We start from the raw sequence: 19,207 nt of genomic DNA on the forward strand, positions 1-19,207 counted from the left end.
AAAAAACAGCATGTGTTCTGTCAGGTCATGACGGATCACGTGCTGTTTTGCTTTGTACATCTATATGATCTCCTGGGGGAGGAGAGGGATCGATCGGTTTATTTTACAGATCCAGCAGTTGTTTAACACTTTCAGCTACAGCTTTGCTGGATTGCGGATTCTGTCCTGTGACCACGCGGCCATCTGTTGTGATATAGGAGCTGAAGGCAGCAGCTTTATCATATTGTGCAGCGCGTTCTCTCAATGCATCTTCCAGCAGGAAAGGAACATACTCGGTTTGTTGAGCCAATGTTTCTTCTTCATTCGTGAAGCCGGAAACGGTTTTGTCGTTGATCAAAAGCAGGCCGTTGGACAGCTTCACATTCAACAGGGCTGTAACCCCGTGGCACACGCCGGATACAACGCCACCTTTTTCATAGATTTCACGAGAAAGCTCTTGAAGTTCGGCATTGTCCGGGAAATCCCACATTGTACCGTGACCGCCTGTGAAGTAGATTGCATCGTAGTCACTTGCATTCACTTCGCCAGGTTTCAACGTATTTTTCAATTGGTTCATGAACGTTTCGTTCTCGAAATAGGCTTTGGTGCTCTCATCCAGAGAGTCGCCCAGACTTTTCGGATCAAGAGGTACGTTCCCACCTTTAGGGCTGACCAGATCGATCTGAACATTGTCATTATGGTCAAACTCTTCAATAAAGTGAGTTGCTTCGCTTAGCCATAAGCCCGTAGGCTCGTCCTTCGTTGCGTACTTATCTACATTTGTGAGAACAACCAGTATCTTTTTCATATAAAAACCTCCCGTAAAGTATATAACATCAATTTATATTAAATATCACAAAATTAAATTGTGTAAAATCTATTAGTGAATATAACATAACCATGTTCTAAAGTAAAATCATGAACGTATCGTCAATCTCCAATGTGACTTTCAAGCGTTGGAGTAAAGAACAAACTAGTCGTAGTAAATATGCCCGTAAGAATGCACTTTTACTTATTATGCCCTGCTTAATTTACTCAAATTGTAAGCGGAGGTAGGCGGGTGTAAGGGAAATTGAAATTAATTCAAATTTGAAGTTAATTTGATTGTACAACTAGTTCTTTTGATTTAGAATGGCGGAAGATGCCAACGAAAAACTGGTACAAATTACATATATACTTGGAGGAACATTCATGAAACGTTCAGGCAAATTTTTCGCTTCAACTGTAGTTGCTGCTGTTGCTGCAGTATCCATCGTCTCTTCAGCTTCAGCGAGCACAGTTTCAGTCTCCAACATCTCTGGCATAACACCTATCAACATTAGCAGTATGGATATCGAAACGGCTTTGATGATGGTTCAGAGCGAACGCGCCAAATTGCTGGATGCGCAATTGCAAACGCAAATCCAGGAAGTACAGAACCGTAATCAACAGATCGCGGAGTTGAACTCTCAATTGCAGGTAGCCCAGCAAAACGGGGATGAAGCAGCTGTTCAAAAGCTGAAAGGTCAAATTGATGCTGCAAGCAACTCGCAACAGATGGACATGCTTCGTCTGCAGTCCATGTCCAACAAGCGCAATGAAGCGTTTGATGTCATGACAAACTTTGTAAAAAAAATGCAGGATTCAAGATCATCCATCATCGGTAACATGCGTTAAGAATGGATGATTAACTGCTACAACAACACAAAAAGAGCGAAGTCGGAATTCAAATTCCGAAACTTCGCTCTTTTTGTGTTTCTCTTTTTTATGATATATACCATCTAATCCAAGTTAGCCCGACCAGTCACGACGCCGAGTGAACAGATCCTGCAACTCATCCGTCGACAATTCGGTAATCCAGTTCTCGGAGCTTGTGATGATGTTATCGCTGAGCTGCTGTTTACTCTCCAACATCTCGTCGATCCGCTCCTCCAATGTGCCAAGAGAGATGAACTTATGCACCTGAACATCTTTGGTCTGACCCATCCGATAAGCTCTGTCGGTAGCTTGATTCTCAACAGCAGGGTTCCACCAGCGGTCAAAATGGAACACATGATTGGCTGCGGTCAGATTCAACCCCACACCGCCTGCCTTGATGGACAGAATGAAGACGGACGGTTGCTTGTCCTCAGGCAATGTACGGGATTGGAATTCCTCAATCATGCGATCTCGCGCCGTTTTGGACGTGCCCCCGTGCAGATACAGCACAGGCTCCTGCAACTCCTGACGCAGTACCTGTTGCAGCATCTGTCCCATACCGATATATTGGGTGAAAATCAGGCATCGCTCGCCCTCGTCCCGTAATTCGCGGACAAGCTCCATCAGTCGTTCCAGCTTCGCGGAGCGACTAATCAGCATCGCCATATCTTGCGGACTGTACACGTCATAAGCAGATGTTAATGCGCCGTCTTCAGGCAGTTCCTCAGGCAAAGCCTCTTTGGTCAACAGCAGAGGGTGGTCACACAGCTGCTTGAGCTGGGTTAACGCCGATAGAATGGCACCTTTGCGCTTGATGCCTTCCAGCTCTTTCATTTTATCCATCAGGGCCTGTACGGACTGGTCATACAATGCACTTTGTTCGCCCGTAAGGTGAATGTAAGTCTTCATCTCGTTTTTGTCCGGCAGATCAAGCTGGATATTGGGATCTTTTTTCTTACGGCGCAACATGAATGGTTTCACCAATTGCTGTAGATCCTGCATGCGCTGCTCATCTTTATCTTTTTCAATGGCACTGATGAAGCGAGTCTGGAATGCCCGGGCGTTGCCCAGATATCCTGGATTGATAAAGTCATAGATCGACCACAGCTCGGACAACCTATTCTCGATCGGCGTACCTGTCATGGCAATGCGGTGTTTCGCCGGGAAACTGCGGACCGCCAAGGACTGTTTGGTCTGGGCGTTTTTGATATTCTGCGCTTCATCGAGACAGATGCATGCCCAGGTGTAGGTTTGTAACATCTCTTGATCCAGTGTAGCCGTAGCAAAGGACGTGATAATAATATCCACCTGCTCGGTCTGCTCCCGGAATTCTTCTCCACTTAATCGGCGTGCGCCATAATGCAGACTGACATTAATGGAGGGTGCGAAGCGGCTAATTTCCTTTTGCCAGTTGCCCAGTACGGAAGTTGGGCAGATCAGAAGTACCGGGGCTTGTCCCGGCTTGCGTGGTTCATGATCCTTGATGTGTAACAGATACGTGATGAACTGAATGGTTTTCCCGAGACCCATATCATCGGCAAGACATGCCCCAAGTCCGAATCTGCGCAGGAAACCAAGCCATGCAAAACCTTCCTTCTGATACGATCGCAGCTCGGCATGAAGCCCTGTCGGAATGGGCAGGGAAGGTGCGCCGCCTTGTCCGCCCCCGAGTTGTGCAATAACCCGGTTCAGGTGCTCATTCAGTTCTACTTCCAGCCGAATGTTCTGATCATCCTGTGGTTGCTGGTCTTCCTCGGTTTGTTGTCCTTCCTTCCATTTCTGGTTGCGATATTCTCGTTGCTCATTATGCAGCAGATGCAGGTGTAGAATATCCTGGAATGAGAGTCCCTGTTCCCGATCTACACCGCCCATGGCACGACGTATCTGTTCCAGCAGATCGGGGTCGAGAGGAACCCATTCTCCACGGAAGCGAACCAGTCGTTCATTACGGGCAACAAGGTCGGCGAACTCATCTTCGCTGAGATCGGTGTCACCAATCGCAATTCGCCAGTCAAAATGAATAATCGAGTCCAGTCCAAAGAACGACTGTCCCCGTTCACTGCCTTCCTCCGGCTGCACCTTAGCACGCAGCTTTGGTTTCTTCTTACGGGCTGCTTCCCACCAACCAGGTAGCAGAACTTGCCAGCCCGCTGCGAGCAACCTGCCGCTATCCTGCGTCAGGAACTGCCAGGCTTCCTGATCTCCCAAAGGATCACTCAGCACATTCCGCCTACCACTAATGGAGCTTCCAAGACGCGGCAGATGTGCACGCAACTGATCCAGCCATCCGGCCGAGCGATCCAGAATGAACGGTGTCCATACCTCTGGCCATTCACCTTCAAGTCTGCCCCGTGAATCCAGCATGACGGGCACCAATACAGCGGCATCCAGCTTGTTCTGCAACACCAATCGCAGCCGCCAAGATGGCTCATCCTCGTCCGGCTCCTGCAATTGCAGCATGGGTCTGAATGGTGCGGCATCTGCTTTCCAGCCAATGGATACGAGCCAGGACTGAGCATCCATCCCGGCTGTCTTGGGTAGAGTGCCGCGCTCTGGGAACAACTGCGGGAATTCACGCCGCAGATCCGTTGCAGGTTCTTCCGAACTGTACCAGCGCTGGAATACAAAGGCGGAATAGGCCGCCCCAAGTCCTTCGGCATAACTCTCGTCCGTTTGCTGAACCGCTTTGGTAAGCGATGCCCGATCCTGCTTTTTCAAGCTATCCGGGTCCCAGGTCCACTGAAGCTGTCCTGCACGGTATGCCTCGAAGCTAGGTACGTATTTTCGTTTCTCTATGGAGGATGCCAGTGCTGGAGCTAGTCGAATCAGATGTTCCGCTTGTTCGTCCCACTTCCATTCAATATGAAGCAGCGTATGCATCTCGGCAAAAAAGGGAATCACTTCTTCCGCAGGCAGAACAACCAGCTCAATCTCCTCAATCTGCCGAACTTCCAGTTCGGTCCCGTAGAAGGAAGGCGCATGCCAAGCGAACAATCGCTGCTTAAGCGACTGTCCCGGTACAAAGTGGTGTGTGTTGAGTGCTCCGTAAAACAAAGCATCGCCATATCCGGTTAAAGCGACGTGAACCTCAATCGTTTCAGTGTAAGGATGAATTAAGCTCATGAGATCAGTTTACCTTTCCGAAGCTCTTCCTGCAGGGCGCGCAGCCGACTGTTACGAACGGCGAGTGTGGTGATGAATTGCTCCCAGTGCGCTTCTTGCTTCATTTTTTTATAGATTTTGGACAGACGTTTCAACAGCTTCACCGCTGCTTTGTATCCGTCCCTGTTTTTGTGTCCGATATAACGCTCCACTGCCTGATGATAGAAGGGAAGCAGCAGCTCAGGTGCATCTTTTTCGATTGGTTGCAGCATCGCTACGCGGAATTCCAGAGGTTCCGTTCCCGTACTCAGCTGAAAATCAATCCATCTGCGCCACTGTCCACGCGAATGCATAGCATCCTCGTAGGCGGGGCGGGAGTGGGGAAGCATACTGACAAGCGTGTCCCACATACGGTTCTCTGCATCGGGCAGATGTTGAATGGCCGTATCCCATAGATGCATGTAATCATTCAAAGGTGTATTACGCCGATTCGCCAGAAGGGGGCCAAGTTGTACCAACCAATCCCCAAGTCGCTTCCATTCAGCCGAATCTGCGAGTACATGGAGAAAATGCAACAGTTGTTCTGGCGGGAAGCCGTAGGCCGAGCTTCCATGGATGAGTCGCTGCCATGCCTGATCATCCTGCCCCAGATGGAAGTGCATCCAGCTCTGCGCGAGTACTAGCGGCAGAGGCAGTGTTACGGCTTTGCCTGGTCTATCACTACTACTTCCATTATTTTGAGCGCTACTCAAGACACTTCCACCTGACTGGGAAGGTGTCGAAGCGGCGGTTATATTGCGCTCTATATCATTTAAGATAGCCTGTTCCGACACTAACATGTCCCGCGACCCTTGAAGCTCAGGTACGATCCAGTTCAACCACAGTTGTCGATAGATCGGAGTGAAGAACATCATGCTGGCTGTCTCAGGCATCATCTGTTTACGTAAATAAGCTGAGGTTTCGGCCAGTCTGCTCCAAAGTTGTTCAAGCTTGTTTCCCTTTAGACCTGACAGGTCTAGTGGATGGTTAAAGATCCGTTCAATGTCTTTCTGAAGTGCATCCACCGCGAGCTGGGCAGGGTAGCTCAAGTACACGGGGGTATGAGTGATTGAGTTACGAGCCGGCGGCACGCAGAATCGGATGAGGTGCAGCTGCACATGTAGTTCAAAAAGTTGGTCCATTGCAGCGGACAGCCTTGGTTTAATGGCATACAGCTCGTCCGTTGCTTCCTGTACGTAGGATGTGCTTGCTGTGCCAGTACGCAGCCGTCTCAGACATGAGTGGAATAGTTCGTGCCATTCCGAGATTTCGAGATCAGCAAGCTCTGTTGCACGTTCCTTGATCTGGCTGTATTGGTTGTCTGGAATATCCATATCCTGTTGTTCATCGGTATCTGCGTAGCTGGATAGTCCCGCGGACATGGCCCCGACGGGTTTGGTCGTTTGTTTGAGTGCAGTACTGGAGTGCGCATTCACAATCGCATGCACAGGTCGCTCCAGTTGCTCGGCATAACTCATTAATACAGCCGTCATATGTTTGCATACGGAACTCACCGGGCAGGTACAATGACTTGTAGTCAGGGATTGCATGCTTAGTGTGACCTCGTACTCTTCCGATCCTTGTACAACGGCCGAGATCCCTTGTTGTTCGGAATAGGTTAATGGTCCGACACGTTTCTGTTTATAATATTGGAATCCGCGCATGATCGTCAGGTTATTAAAATGCTCCGCAACCTGCCTGATCAACTGTTGCCACTGCGCATCATCCATCCTCATGTTATTTGGTATGTTCATCATTCCATCTCCTGGGGTAAACATAGGTTCAGTAATCACCACGTCTATGACATGATGCTGTAAATTTGTTGTATCCATCATATCAGTTATGAGCCAATCCGTGCATGGGTTATGAAGAATTTGAAGTTATTTTAGACCAACTGGAATCAGGATGAACACGTCGGTTCTGCTGGCGGACGGAATGCATGATTGCACCATATTGTGTATGCTTATGGTATGTATTCCTTTCAGGAACGATGCAGGCCGGGGAAACGGCCATATTACACACAACAGGAGAGAGCATATGAAAATACTTACGTTAAACACACACGCTTGGGCGGAAGAGGATCAACTGAACAAGATCAGTCAGCTGGCTGATTTTATTAATACACATCAATTCGATGTGATCTCCATGCAGGAGGTCAACCAATCGATGCAGGAAGTCGCGCTTTCTGAAGAAGAACTGAAGATGTATTATGCTACTGAACCCGATGCAGTGATTAAAAAAGACAACTATGCCTACGTCCTGCTTCAGCAGCTGACAGAGCAATATTACTGGACGTGGATTCCCGCGCATGTTGGGTTTCAAAAATACGATGAAGGACTGGCGATCCTTAGCCGGACGCCGATTAAGCAGGCTTTTGGGGAATACGTGTCTCACATGCGGGATTATAACAACTATCGTACACGCAAGATTGTGGGAATTCAGACGGTCGTCCAAGGTGAAGCAACCTGGTTTGTGAACGGACATTATAACTGGTGGGATGATGCGCAGGAACCTTTCAAGGGACAGTGGGAGTTGACGGAGAGCAAGCTTGCCCCCTACATGGACCAGTCGTTATATATAATGGGTGATTTCAATAATGTCGCGGAAGTGCGTGGTGAAGGCTATGATTATATGATGAGCAAGGGCTGGAATGACCTGTACACCACAGCATTGCAAAAGGATGAAGGAGCAACCGTGGTGAAGGCCATTGCCGGCTGGGCAGATAACAAACGCGATCTTCGGATCGACTATATTTTCTCCAATCGTCCGATTCAGGCTAAATCTTCTACCGTGGTCTTGAACGGTAAAAACGGACCGGTCGTGTCTGACCATTTTGGCGTCGCTGTAGAGATATAACAGCCGTGTGAGCATAAACCGTAAAGGTGATATCACCGCAAGTACGAAACAAAGCCTCCGCTGACTTCCTGTAAAGGGAAGTGGCCGGAGGCTTTTCACATTCTAAATCATTTGTTATGTACATTTCATATTGTTTGTTCTTTCTGTTGTGGAACTCTATTGTTATTCGAGCGCCAGCATCTGATGTACGAACTTTTTCAGATTCGCGCTTGTCTCACTAAGCTGTTCGATACTTTCCATGAACTCGGTAACAAGCTTGGCCTGATCCACTGTTGCGGTTGTAATCTGACCGATCTCCTGCTCCATATGTTTCATGGAATCTTGCACGCTGCCTAGGGACGATTCGATATCAGCTGCTGCTTGTTTCGTATGATCCGACAGTTTACGTACTTCACTGGCCACCACACCGAATCCGGCCCCCTGATCGCCCACACGGGCTGCCTCTATCATGGCGTTTAGTCCAAGCAGATTGGTTTGTTCCGATACTTCACGAATGACGTTTGTTACTTTACTTACACTGACCGAGTTCTCTGAAGCTTTTTTGGAATTGCGCAGAATCTCTTCCGAGGTCGCAGAGAGTTCTTCGGAATGTGCAGCAATCTGCTGAATGCCGCCGACGAGCGCATTAATGGTTGTTTCGTTTTCACGGATCAGCGTTTCCAGTGTCATGTGACTATCCAGTGCGTAGTTCACACCCAATATACCCACGACCTGATCGTTCTCTTTAATAGGGATTAGAATGGCATCAAAAGGTCTGCCCTGCAGATCACCAGGCATGCGTGCCACGGTACGGGAATCTCTGTTAGTCAGCATTTTGAAATGTTTATAATCATCATGCAGCTCATCCCCAACCTTCACGCCAATCTCCAGACTTTTTGCTTCGGAAAAATACAATACTTTCTCATGATCATTAATGGATATGGATATGTCGTCACGGAACATTTGGCTAACAAAAGGCATAGCATTTACCAGAGATTCAAGAGTATTCAATGTGCATCTTTCCTTCCCGATACAAAAAGTGGAATTTTTCAATCTATATAAGTTGAACTAAAGATATATTCACACGTACACTCCGATGACAGAATAACCTTCCAATCGCTGTTATCCCCAGATTTTTTTGATTCCCTTTTCTCAAGGGAAAAATCCGGTGATAAAGGCGAACGCTTCGCTTTTTCAGTTTTTTCTGTCCTCTACGTTTCTGTGTAAATGATTAGTTCAACATATATAGTTTCTATATCGGTAATATTTTCCGTTTTTTTGAATTAATGTCCCAATGAAGGTGTAATTGGCGAAGTAAAAACCGAATTTTCTGATTTTTTGAAAGCGTAATCAAAAATCTGTAGCCACCACAGAACATGTCAGTTATACTGGGATTATTATTCGGCTATTCAGAAGATAACCAAGGGACATACCTATTTCCCGGTAAGGGGATTACCCACCTAGGTTAAGCGCTATACTTTATTACTGCATATTAGTTTAGTGCTCTAGTGTGGACGGTATGAATGCTATGATATAAGACTTTATTTCAACAGAAGAAGGGTGTGTGCCATCGATGACGACCTATTTCAGTGAACCGCAGAGCATGTATTACCGATTTGGAGAAGATCAGGATCAGGTGTTGAAGGTGCTAGCCGAGAGGTATATTGGAGCCAATGCACAGGCTGATTTTGTATATCGGGTATTCCAGAAGTCTGGTATTTTGCAAAATGAAAAAGGGCTTTATGATCTGAATTTAGGTAAACGCTTTCCTGATGCACCTAAAGACCATATATCCTACGCAGCTGCACTGGTTTGGGGGGACGAGGACCGGAATCTGGACGTGTTGGTCCGCTGTTATGGGCCTGTTCGTTTCTATTTCAATGAGCAGATGGTCTATCGCTCAACCGTAATGGATGAGATTAGTCCAGACGCAACGGTGAAGCTCAGCATCGATATCAAGCCTGGTTGGAACACCATTTGGCTGGAGATGAAAAACACCCCTGCCGGATTTGGCTGCCAATTTGGGTCAGATGAAGGAAAAGTGCGCATTTTGAATGTATTTGCTCCATTTCAGGAGAGACAGGGGCAAGCGGGGTGGGTGTTCTCCCAACCGAACCTGGCTGCCAGTAAGCAACCAGACCTGCTTGGAAAAGAATCAGACGTCAGCTTGAATTGGCTGCCTGAGACAGGCTGGTCTGATGTAGATAAAACCAAGCCAGCTTTCGAACGAATATTCGGAAATCTTACTGGTAAGCATGCTTATGCTTGGACCCATCTGAACAATAACGATTCAACCGGGAATGCAGTGCGATTGTCAGGTCAATCTTCCGGTTCTCTAAGTATATGGATTAGCGGCAAGCCTGTGGCGCAAGTGAAAGAAGCGGGTCCGTTCGAAGTGGATGTACCAGCTTCTTTTGGGCGGAGTGACCTGCTTGTCCGAAGTGAATATGACGATACGGCTGGACCTTGGCATTTTAATTTGAAAGCAACCGTGTCGGGCAAGCCGCTCTCACTGGAACTTCCTCAGCGTGTGCACGGAGCTAATGGAGAGTCTTGGTTATATGTTGGACCTTTTGAGTCGGAGGTTGAACCGGACTTGGCGGATCTGACTCGAACGGACCGAGTGTATCAAACGGGTCTAGAACTGACGTATTGGCGCTTAGATCGACCGGATGCTTGGATCAGACCTTATTATGAGAACGCGATGTTAAGCAACAAATGGACAGTGGGCAGTGTGACCAATTATGGTCGCTGGGATTATCCATTGGGTGTCACTGTATATGGTCTATTACGGACGGGGCGTTATTTGCAAAGACCGGACATTACACGTTATGCGGCTGAGCATGTTCAGGCATGTACCCAGATGTATGAGTACTCCTTATGGGATCGGGAGCAGTATGGTTTCCCGGCAGTCAATCAACAATTGGTCATGCTGAAAATGCTGGATAACTGTGGTTCTTTTGGTTCGGCCATGCTAGAAGCGTATTCAGAGTGTCATGAACCAACGTTTCTTCCGATTGCTGAACGGATTGCAGATTTCATGCTTTCCCGCCTGGAACGGCAGGAGGATGGTGCATTTTATCGCACATGTGTAGGGGAGTATGCCGAGAATACCATGTGGGCAGATGACCTCTATATGAGCACGCCGTTTCTCGTTCGTTATGCACGGGTGACAGGCAACTCTGCCGCATTGGATGAAGCCGCCAGACAATTTTCACTGTATCGGAAGTATCTGTTTATGCCTGAGTTCAAGATCATGTCCCATGTGTATGATTTCAAATACGGACAGGCAACGCAGATTCCATGGGGACGGGGAAATGGCTGGACACTGTTTTCCTTGACAGAGGTATTGGAAGCTTTGCCAGCAGAGCATCCCGAGCGTCCAGCTTTAATAGAATTCTTCAATGAGCTGTGTGAAGGGTACGCAGCGCTTCAAGGGGAGAGTGGGTTATGGCATCAGGTGTTGAATGTTCCACAGACGTATGAAGAAGCCTCCTGCACGGCGATGTTTGCCTATGGTTTTGCGAGAGGTGTACGCTTTGGCTGGTTCAAAGACCCTGAAGTTTACGTCACGGCTGCCGAGCGGGCTTGGAAAGGACTCATCTGCAAAGCCATTGATCGTCAAGGGAATGTCCATGGCGTGTGCAGCGGATCACGATATGCGTTTACGGCAGAGTATTATGATCAGGACTTGCGTACCGTCACCAATGACAATCACGGAATAGGCATTATGATGCTGGCAGGAACTGAAGTAGCAAAAATGAAGAAACATCTGGCTGAGCACAGGGTGTCTTCACCTGCCGTCTCACATTCCTGACAGACCACCGAGGTCTGATTTTCATACTATCGTTTCTATACAACAAGTTGTCTTCTGCTCCACGTAATACGGTTGTATATCCGTAATCATATTTGAGACGGGATCATCACCGCTGGGAATATCATTCCTGGTGGTTTTTGATTCCTGTAACTCCTTACTTTTTTGAAAGGAAAGCTTACTTTTGTTTATGTCATGTGCAGTAATAGACCGATACAATAGGTTTTGTAAGCGATTCCATAAATGCAAGAAGGGGAGGAAATTCATTTATGATGATTACAAAAAAGTGGGTAACCCTGTTCTGCCTGTCCCTGTTATTGTTCGCTACAGCCTGTTCTGGAGGGGCCACCGATACACCATCTTCTTCTGGAGAAGCAAGTGGAAGTGAAGGAGATTCATCAGGCAAGATTGAACTGCGCATGACCTGGTGGGGATCACAGACCAGACATGATCTGACGACCAAAGTGATCCAATTGTTTGAAGAGAAACATCCGGGAATCACCATTAAACCTGAATATTCCGGTTGGGACGGTTACTTTGACAAGTTGACTACACAGGTAGCCGGTTCAAATGCACCAGATATCATCCAGATGGATTACGCCTTTTTGACTGACTTTGCCCGGCGTGGTGCCTTGCTTGACCTGACTCCGTTTGCAGAGAGCAAAGAGCTGCGGACAGAGGATCATGATCAGAGCATGATTACAGCCGGTTCGATTGACGATAAATTATATGCAATTACCCTCGGAGTTAACGCACCAGGTGTCATCTATGACGCCACCGTATTTCAGGAATTAGGTATAGAAGAACCACAAGAGAGCTGGACATGGAAGGATTTTGGGGATATTGCAACCAAGATCGCCGCAGCCAAAGGTGAGGGGTTCTATGGATCGGCAGACATTTCCGGTACAACGAACATGTTTGAAGTGTTTATTCGGCAATCCGGGAAAGGATTGTTTGATGGTGGCACAATGACAGCTACCAGCGAGGAGCTTCAACAATGGTTCGATATGTGGAGCGCACTACGCGAGAATGGTGGAGTGACTACAGCGGAGATAACGGCATCCACAACCAATGCGCTGGAGACACGACCGATCTCACTGGGCACAGCCGCCATGGACTTTGCATGGTCCAATCAATTGCTGACATTCCAGCAGGTGAACAAAAACCAGGATCATAAGCTTGGCATACAAGTGCTTCCGCATGGTGTAGGTGAAAAGCAAATCGGTGAATATCTGAAACCAGGCCAGTTCCTCTCCGGTTATGGTAAAACCAAACATCCAAAGGAAGTTGCCATGTTCATTGATTTCATGGTCAATGATCCAGAAGCAACCGCTATTCTTGGTTCTGAACGTGGGGTGCCGGTCAATTCCAGCATTCGTGAACAGATGCAGCCTACGCTGCCGGAAGCGGAGCAAACCATTTTCCAATTTATCGATACTGTATCGAAGAACTCCAGCGAGATTGACCCGCCATACCCGCAAGGATTTGCTGAAGTGGACACAAGTTTCAAGAGCGCAAGCGAGCAGATCGCCTTCGGTCAAGGCAATACTCCAGATGTCATTGCCCAGTTTATTGAAGGAGCCAAGGCTACGCTTGGATCGAGTCAATAATAATTGAAACTGTCTCACACTTCTAATTCTGCGGGGAGGTTGCGAAGATGACGACATCACAGGTCAGTCAAGCCCGAATCGAGCGTGTAACTACCCGGCGGGTAAAACGGAGATATGCGCATAATGGAGCCGCACTTCTGTTTCTCGCCCCATGGCTTGTCGGATTGTTATTCCTTACCCTAGGTCCAATGTTGGTATCGTTATACATCTCGTTCACCGATTACAGTATCCTGGCCGCCCCTTCCTGGGTCGGTCTGGATAACTACACCACGATGTTTACATCGGATAAACTGTTCACTCAGTCGCTCAAAGTCACCTTCACGTATGTCGCTGTATCCGTACCGGTCAAATTGATCTTTGCGCTGCTTGTAGCGATGTTGCTCAACAAAGGGATTCGAGGATTAGGTATTTATCGGACAGTGTATTACATCCCTACATTACTTGGAGGTAGCGTGGCGATTGCGATGTTGTGGCGTAAAATGCTGGGTGGGGACGGGCTACTCAATAGTGTGCTTGCCATGGTAGGCATTAAAGCGCCCGATTGGGTAGCGAATCCGAAATATGCTCTGTACTCCATCGTGCTGTTATCCGTGTGGCAGTTCGGATCGTCGATGATTATTTTCCTGGCAGGCCTGAAGCAGATTCCACCCGAATATGATGAAGCCTCAGCGGTAGATGGTGCAGGTCCTCTGCGGAGATTCTTCTATATAACGTTGCCAATTCTGTCACCCGTTATCTTCTTCAATCTTGTCATGCAGCTGATTACATCCTTTCAATCGTTCACGCAGGCTTTTGTTATCAGTAATGGTAGCGGTGGGCCAGTGAACTCAACCCTAATGTACTCTCTGTATCTGTACAAAAAAGGATTTTCATTCTTTCAGATGGGTTATGCTTCTGCGATGGCCTGGGTGCTGGTCATCCTGATTGGCGTATTTACATTGCTCGTATTCCGCAGTAGTAAGCTGTGGGTGCACTATGAGGATGGTGGGAAATCATGATTGGACAACGGAACTCTACAGCATGGGTCGTCAGCAAACATGTGTTGATCTCAGGCATCGCCTTTGTCATGCTCTACCCGATCCTCTGGATGCTGGGCAGCTCATTCAAACCGGGACATATGATCTTTACAGAGACCTGGTTTTGGCCACAGGAATGGAATTGGCAAAATTACATGAATGGCTGGTCGGGAATTCAGGGCAACCCGTTCTCCCGGTTTCTAACTAACTCTGTCGTTCTATCGCTTGGCGCCGTGCTGGGCAATGTGATTTCCTGCTCTATGGCGGCGTATGCCTTCGCCCGACTGAATTTTCGTTTCAAAGCCATCTGCTTTGGCCTGATGCTCATGACGATCATGTTGCCCCATCATGTGACGCTGATCCCGCAGTATATTCTCTTCAACCACCTGGAGTGGGTGAATACGTATCTGCCGCTTGTGGTGCCAAAATGGCTGGCGACCGACGCCTTCTTCATTTTCCTCATGGTACAGTTCTTCCGGGGATTACCTAAAGAGCTGGATGAGGCGGCTACCATCGATGGATGCGGTCCTGTGAAAATATACACCAAAATCATCATTCCACTGGCTTTCCCAGCATTGGTTACCACGATGATCTTTACGTTCTTGTGGACATGGGACGACTTCTTCAGTCAGTTGATCTACCTGAGTGACGTTAGCAAATACACCGTGCCGCTAGGTCTGCGCCTGTTCCTTGATTCCAGCTCTCAATCCGATTGGGGCCCGATGTTTGCCATGTCGGTGTTGTCGCTGGTGCCATGTTTTATCGTATTTATCGTGTGTCAAAAGTACTTCGTGGAAGGAATCGCGACCTCTGGGCTCAAAGGGTAATTCCAAGACGAAACGAGTTGATTTTTCCATGAGGAAAGGAAGATGGTCTTCATTTATTAATCAAAAGCTGCAACAAAGCAAGCTCTCCACATTGATGGTGACTTGCTTTATTGCGTTTAACCTCCTGCTCGTCTCGGTTGTGGTCTGGCTGGCATATCAGTCTTTCTCAGCAGTCACCTTTGCGGAGATTAGCAAAGCACGCCTGGCTCTTCTGAACGAAAGCACACGTCGGGGATTTGATTTCATCACAGGGGTAACCGGAACTTCCTATGCTTTGGCAAGCAATCGGGAACTGTCCAGTCTGCTCGAAACGGCTGATACGGGCAGGCTTGCACAGATTCACCAGCGGAGAGAGGTCTCTCGAATTCTGGATCATACCATGGTCGTGAGTGAAGGCATCACTTCCATCGAACTGTATACGGATGTCTTCAATGAAGTGACAGTGACTATGGCTGATCGCATATTTCCGGTGGACACCATCGCACACGACTCTTGGTTTGCTACGCTGGAAAAGGCTGATGCGGCTTGGGTTCCGCTGCGTGAGAACGAATCTGGCCAATCCCTGGTCGGATACGCCCAACGGATTTTCGACAGTCGTGGCGGAACGGTTGCTTATGTACTCATTCGACTGAGTAGAGCCGACATCGTACGCAGGTTTGCTGATGTACCCATGGCGCTTGATGGAAAAGTCCTGTTGGTAGATACGGCTGGTAATGTCGTAATGCAGATGGGGAGAGTTGATCCAACAGGGGAGAATGAACGAGCGGATCGAAGAAATGAAGCGAGTACAGTACAGGAAACGGGTGAAGCTGTAAATTCATCTTCTTCTATTATAGATAGTGCATGGATTCAGGAACATATCCAGCATGGTGCAGATGGGTACGAAGTAGTTTCCGGCCAACCTGGAGGTGCTCAATTGGTGCTGTACTCCAGGCCAGCCATGCTTCAGTGGCGCCTCGTACAGACTATTCCGGTATATACACTGTTATCTCCGCTCAGACAAGCAGGCTGGCAGATCCTTGGCATCGCCGTGCTGGGACTATTATGCTCGGCTGTGCTGGCGTACCTGTTTGTAAGGCAGATCATCCGGCCTTTGCGACAATTAATCAAACGAATGAGACAACTGGAGAAAGGGGACTTCGATACCCGGGTCCAACTTTCGTTTACAGAGGAATATGCCCATTTGGCTTATGGCTTTAATCACATGGCTTCACAGCTCACAACGCTGATGGAACAGGTGAAGGATGAGAGCCGGGCCAAGCGTGAAGCCCAGACGGGCTTGCTTGAGGCCCAGATCAAACCCCATTTTTTATACAATACCCTCGACATGATCCACTGGCGCGCACTTGATTACGAAGCCAAGGATATCAGTCGCATGATTGTACAGCTCAGTAAGCTGTTACGGATCGGACTGAGTGGAGGGAGACTGTTTATACGGGTTCGTGATGAGTTGGAACATGCCCGTTGCTACGTTAACATCCAGTCAGAGCGGCTGCCGTTCTCCATTCAATATCAGGAGCGGATCGATCCGCATATTCGCGGTTGTTACATTCCCAAGATCATTTTGCAGCCCTTTATCGAAAATGCCGTTATGCACGGGCACCCTGAAGAAGGCACACTTCGAATTCAGGTGCATATGAACGAAGAGGTTGGCCCGCATGAGGATATCGTCATTCGTATCACGGATAATGGGCGGGGTTTGCCGGAGGGGTGGAAACTCGAAGAGACGTGTGGCATCGGCGTACGGAATGTACATCAGCGCATTCAGCTTTATTGTGGGAAGAGGTATGGTGTTCAACTGAGCGATAGAGAGTCAGGTGGAGTGGAAGTGACCATTACGCTGCCGCGTATTGAGACCGACGAGCAATTAAATCTATGGCTGGATGGTGAAAAATGATGAAGACCATTATGCTTGTTGATGACGATCCTCATATTGTAAAGGCATTAACAGATCATATCGATTGGCCTTCTCTGGGCCTCAGCATTGCAGGCACTGCTTCCAATGGCTTGGATGCGCTAGAGCTGTTTCACCGTATGCATCCAGATGTCGTTATGACTGACGTATATCTACCGGGGATGACCGGGCTTGAGATCACACAGACGTTGCGACGTGATCATCCCCACTTGCCGATCATCATTCTTAGTGGATATGACGAATTCGAGAACGCCCGGGCAGCCATGCGCTGGGGGGTGAATCACTTTTTGCTGAAGCCGGCAGAGGTCGAGGAGATTGAGTCTGTGCTGCGGGAGGTGCTACTGGAACAAGATGTGCGAGAGCGGCATGAGCGGCTGGAGCGGACATACAAGCAGGAGGTCGGACGGGTACTTCCGTATTTGCGCAAACAATTTCTTCACGAACTGCTGACTACGCGATATCGGGCAGACGAGCTGCCCAAAGAACGCATGGACTATATAGGCATTCACATGTCCTCCCAGACACGCGCCATTAGTCTGCAACTGAATCGCCCCGTATTTTTGACACGGATGAAAGAACGGGATTGGCAGCTTCTCCGTTATGGTGCAGCCGATATTATTCAGGAGACGGTGAAGGAGCAAGCGGCGCGCATGAATGGTCAGTTAGAGATTGTTGATTATTCGGATCAGGTATTTGTGTTGCTTCTATTAGGAGATAAAGATCATCTGGAGGAATGCCTGCTACTCGTGGAGAGGATGATCGATCAGATCTTTACGTATCTGAAAATTGAAGTGAGTGCTGGAATCGGAAGATCCAAAAGTCACCCATGTGAGGTGATAGATTCCTATCTCGAGAGCAGGGAAGCGGTGGAAACAGCAGAGTTCCAAGGTGGAAGTCGTATCTACCACTATGAAACATCAGAGGAAACAGAACCAAGTGTGACCGATTATTCATTATTGCTTCGTCAATGGAATGAGGCTTGGGCGGATATTCGACCTGACCTGGCCGAAGAGGTATGGCATCATATTTGCCTTTTGCTGAAAGAGGGGAAATGTGTTGGGATACAGGATGTACAGGTTGTGGCCGTTAGTCTGTTTGACACGTTGATGCATAGCTGGAACCGACTTCATCCTATGTTAGCGCCGCCGCTGGCGATGAGTGATTTTTTGCGTGAAATTCAATCGAAATATGCTTTGCATGATCTGGTAAACTGGATGGATCGTATTATCTGCGACTGGCTGGAACAGATACGTAAGGAGATGGGCGAGAAGAAAAGCAATAAACTTATCGAGCAGGTGAAACAGTATGTAGAGCTTCATTACGCCGAAGAGATTAGTTTTGAAGCGATCGCCAAGGGGCTGTTCGTACATCCGAAGTATCTGAGTCAACTGTTCAAAAGGGTGACCGGTGAGAATTTCGTCAGTTATTTGAACGGGTACCGGATTCAGAGAGCGTTGGAACTGTTGCAGTCGGGACATTACATGGTATATGAGGTGAGCGAGATGACGGGGTTCCGTAATGCAACGTATTTTAGCCAGGTGTTCAAAATGCTTACGGGCAAGAGTCCGTCTGAGGTGGGGTAGAGCGATACAGGTACAGTAATTAAATAAAGTGGAAGAGGAGGTATGGTTCTTATGATGATCGATCAGCAGGAATATTACATTAGAGGCTTATCTTACTCCATTAGATCGGCAGAGGAAAAGGATGCTGAGGCCTTGTCTTCACTACGTGTACAAATCGATGGGGAAACCGAGAACATGGATCGTGAAGAGGGCGAGGCGTATATCGACGCAGCCGGGTTTAGGCGGATCATCCATTTGGACACTGAGAAGTCACGGAATCTGTTCCTTGTTGCTGTAGTAGCGGGTGAGATTGTGGGATACTCCCGATGTGAAGGTACAGAGCTGAAGCGCTTTTGCCATAAAGTTGAGTTCGGCGTGTGTGTAGCCAGAGAGTTCTGGGGGCATGGGATTGGCAAGAACTTGTTAGAGAAGTCGATAGAATGGGCAGACCAGACTGGTGTAGAGAAGATGACGTTGAACGTGCTGGCATCCAATGAAAAGGCAATCGAGTTATACCAAAAGAGTGGCTTCGAGATCGAAGGTATTTTGAAAAAGGATCGTAGACATGCGAATGGACAGTATTACGACACGATAGTGATGGGCAGGTTCAGAGACTTATAATGGTATAAAAAGTGAAAAGCAGAATCTAAATAAGCTCACAGCTTATGGAGTTTAATTATTAGATTTGATACCGACATAATAGATAGCAGTGTTATTGAGAAGATGTATTATGTTTCTTATCTTATAGAACGAATGTAATGATGTTGAATGAGTCTATTCACAACCTATTATTGAGATAGATTAGACCGGTGAGTGTATATAGGATATAGT

Annotated in this window: 13 protein-coding genes; 9 read left to right on the forward strand and 4 right to left on the reverse strand. The window is 47.9% G+C overall.

All coding sequences use genetic code 11. The annotated features are described in order from the left end of the window. Window positions 1-103: 103 nt before the first annotated feature. Window positions 104-787, reverse strand: coding sequence for a type 1 glutamine amidotransferase domain-containing protein (locus EL84_RS09635; protein WP_047841519.1), 684 nt, complete (start codon window positions 785-787; stop codon window positions 104-106). Window positions 788-1,170: 383 nt separating this feature from the next. On the opposite strand from EL84_RS09635, the gene EL84_RS09640 reads away from it, so the two are divergent. After that, a complete protein-coding gene (locus EL84_RS09640) occupies window positions 1,171-1,635 on the forward strand; it encodes a hypothetical protein (protein ID WP_047841520.1) in 465 nt (154 codons plus the stop codon). 114 nt (window positions 1,636-1,749) lie between these two features. Here the strand turns inward: EL84_RS09640 and EL84_RS09645 are convergent, their stop codons facing one another. Together EL84_RS09645 and EL84_RS09650 are read right to left on the reverse strand one after the other, a co-directional pair. Beyond that, window positions 1,750-4,770 (reverse strand): DEAD/DEAH box helicase, encoded by a 3,021-nt coding sequence (locus tag EL84_RS09645; RefSeq protein ID WP_152682990.1) that lies wholly within the window; start codon window positions 4,768-4,770, stop codon window positions 1,750-1,752. A 5-nt stretch (window positions 4,771-4,775) separates the two neighbouring features. Beyond that, window positions 4,776-6,554, reverse strand: a complete 1,779-nt coding sequence (locus EL84_RS09650; protein WP_161799414.1) for an SWIM zinc finger family protein — start codon at window positions 6,552-6,554, stop codon at window positions 4,776-4,778. A 280-nt stretch (window positions 6,555-6,834) separates the two neighbouring features. On the opposite strand from EL84_RS09650, the gene EL84_RS09655 reads away from it, so the two are divergent. Next, complete coding sequence (locus EL84_RS09655) at window positions 6,835-7,653, forward strand: endonuclease/exonuclease/phosphatase family protein (RefSeq protein WP_047841523.1); 819 nt, start codon at window positions 6,835-6,837, stop codon at window positions 7,651-7,653. Between the two features lie 162 nt (window positions 7,654-7,815). Here EL84_RS09655 and EL84_RS09660 read toward each other — a convergent pair whose 3' ends face one another. Beyond that, window positions 7,816-8,643 (reverse strand): methyl-accepting chemotaxis protein, encoded by an 828-nt coding sequence (locus EL84_RS09660; RefSeq protein WP_017691152.1) that lies wholly within the window; start codon window positions 8,641-8,643, stop codon window positions 7,816-7,818. 562 nt (window positions 8,644-9,205) lie between these two features. On the opposite strand from EL84_RS09660, the gene EL84_RS09665 reads away from it, so the two are divergent. The 7 genes from EL84_RS09665 to EL84_RS09695 all read left to right on the forward strand — a co-directional run bounded on the left by EL84_RS09665 (window position 9,206) and on the right by EL84_RS09695 (window position 18,997). Then, complete coding sequence (locus EL84_RS09665; RefSeq protein WP_047841524.1) at window positions 9,206-11,449, forward strand: glycoside hydrolase family 105 protein; 2,244 nt, start codon at window positions 9,206-9,208, stop codon at window positions 11,447-11,449. A gap of 266 nt (window positions 11,450-11,715) precedes the next feature. Then, the gene (locus EL84_RS09670) at window positions 11,716-13,056 is read left to right on the forward strand and encodes an ABC transporter substrate-binding protein (RefSeq protein ID WP_053061439.1); all 1,341 of its coding nucleotides are present in this window, start codon (window positions 11,716-11,718) and stop codon (window positions 13,054-13,056) included. 47 nt (window positions 13,057-13,103) lie between these two features. Further along, the gene (locus tag EL84_RS09675; RefSeq protein WP_036616398.1) at window positions 13,104-14,054 is read left to right on the forward strand and encodes a carbohydrate ABC transporter permease; all 951 of its coding nucleotides are present in this window, start codon (window positions 13,104-13,106) and stop codon (window positions 14,052-14,054) included. Continuing rightward, window positions 14,051-14,899, forward strand: a complete 849-nt coding sequence (locus tag EL84_RS09680; RefSeq protein WP_047841525.1) for a carbohydrate ABC transporter permease — start codon at window positions 14,051-14,053, stop codon at window positions 14,897-14,899. The genes EL84_RS09675 and EL84_RS09680 overlap by 4 nt, the downstream gene beginning before the upstream one ends. A 28-nt stretch (window positions 14,900-14,927) precedes the next feature. Next, window positions 14,928-16,796: a sensor histidine kinase gene (locus EL84_RS30780; RefSeq protein ID WP_053061440.1), complete on the forward strand. Its 1,869-nt coding sequence runs from the start codon at window positions 14,928-14,930 to the stop codon at window positions 16,794-16,796. Further along, window positions 16,793-18,397 carry a response regulator gene (locus EL84_RS09690; RefSeq protein ID WP_047841526.1) on the forward strand — a complete coding sequence of 535 codons (1,605 nt, stop codon included), beginning with the start codon at window positions 16,793-16,795 and terminating at the stop codon, window positions 18,395-18,397. The genes EL84_RS30780 and EL84_RS09690 overlap by 4 nt, the downstream gene beginning before the upstream one ends. 51 nt (window positions 18,398-18,448) lie before the next feature. Beyond that, window positions 18,449-18,997 carry a GNAT family N-acetyltransferase gene (locus EL84_RS09695; RefSeq protein ID WP_047841527.1) on the forward strand — a complete coding sequence of 183 codons (549 nt, stop codon included), beginning with the start codon at window positions 18,449-18,451 and terminating at the stop codon, window positions 18,995-18,997. Window positions 18,998-19,207: the final 210 nt, after the last annotated feature.

It is taken from the genome of Paenibacillus sp. VT-400 (assembly GCF_001029205.1).
Classification (GTDB): Bacteria; Bacillota; Bacilli; order Paenibacillales; family Paenibacillaceae; genus Paenibacillus; species Paenibacillus amylolyticus.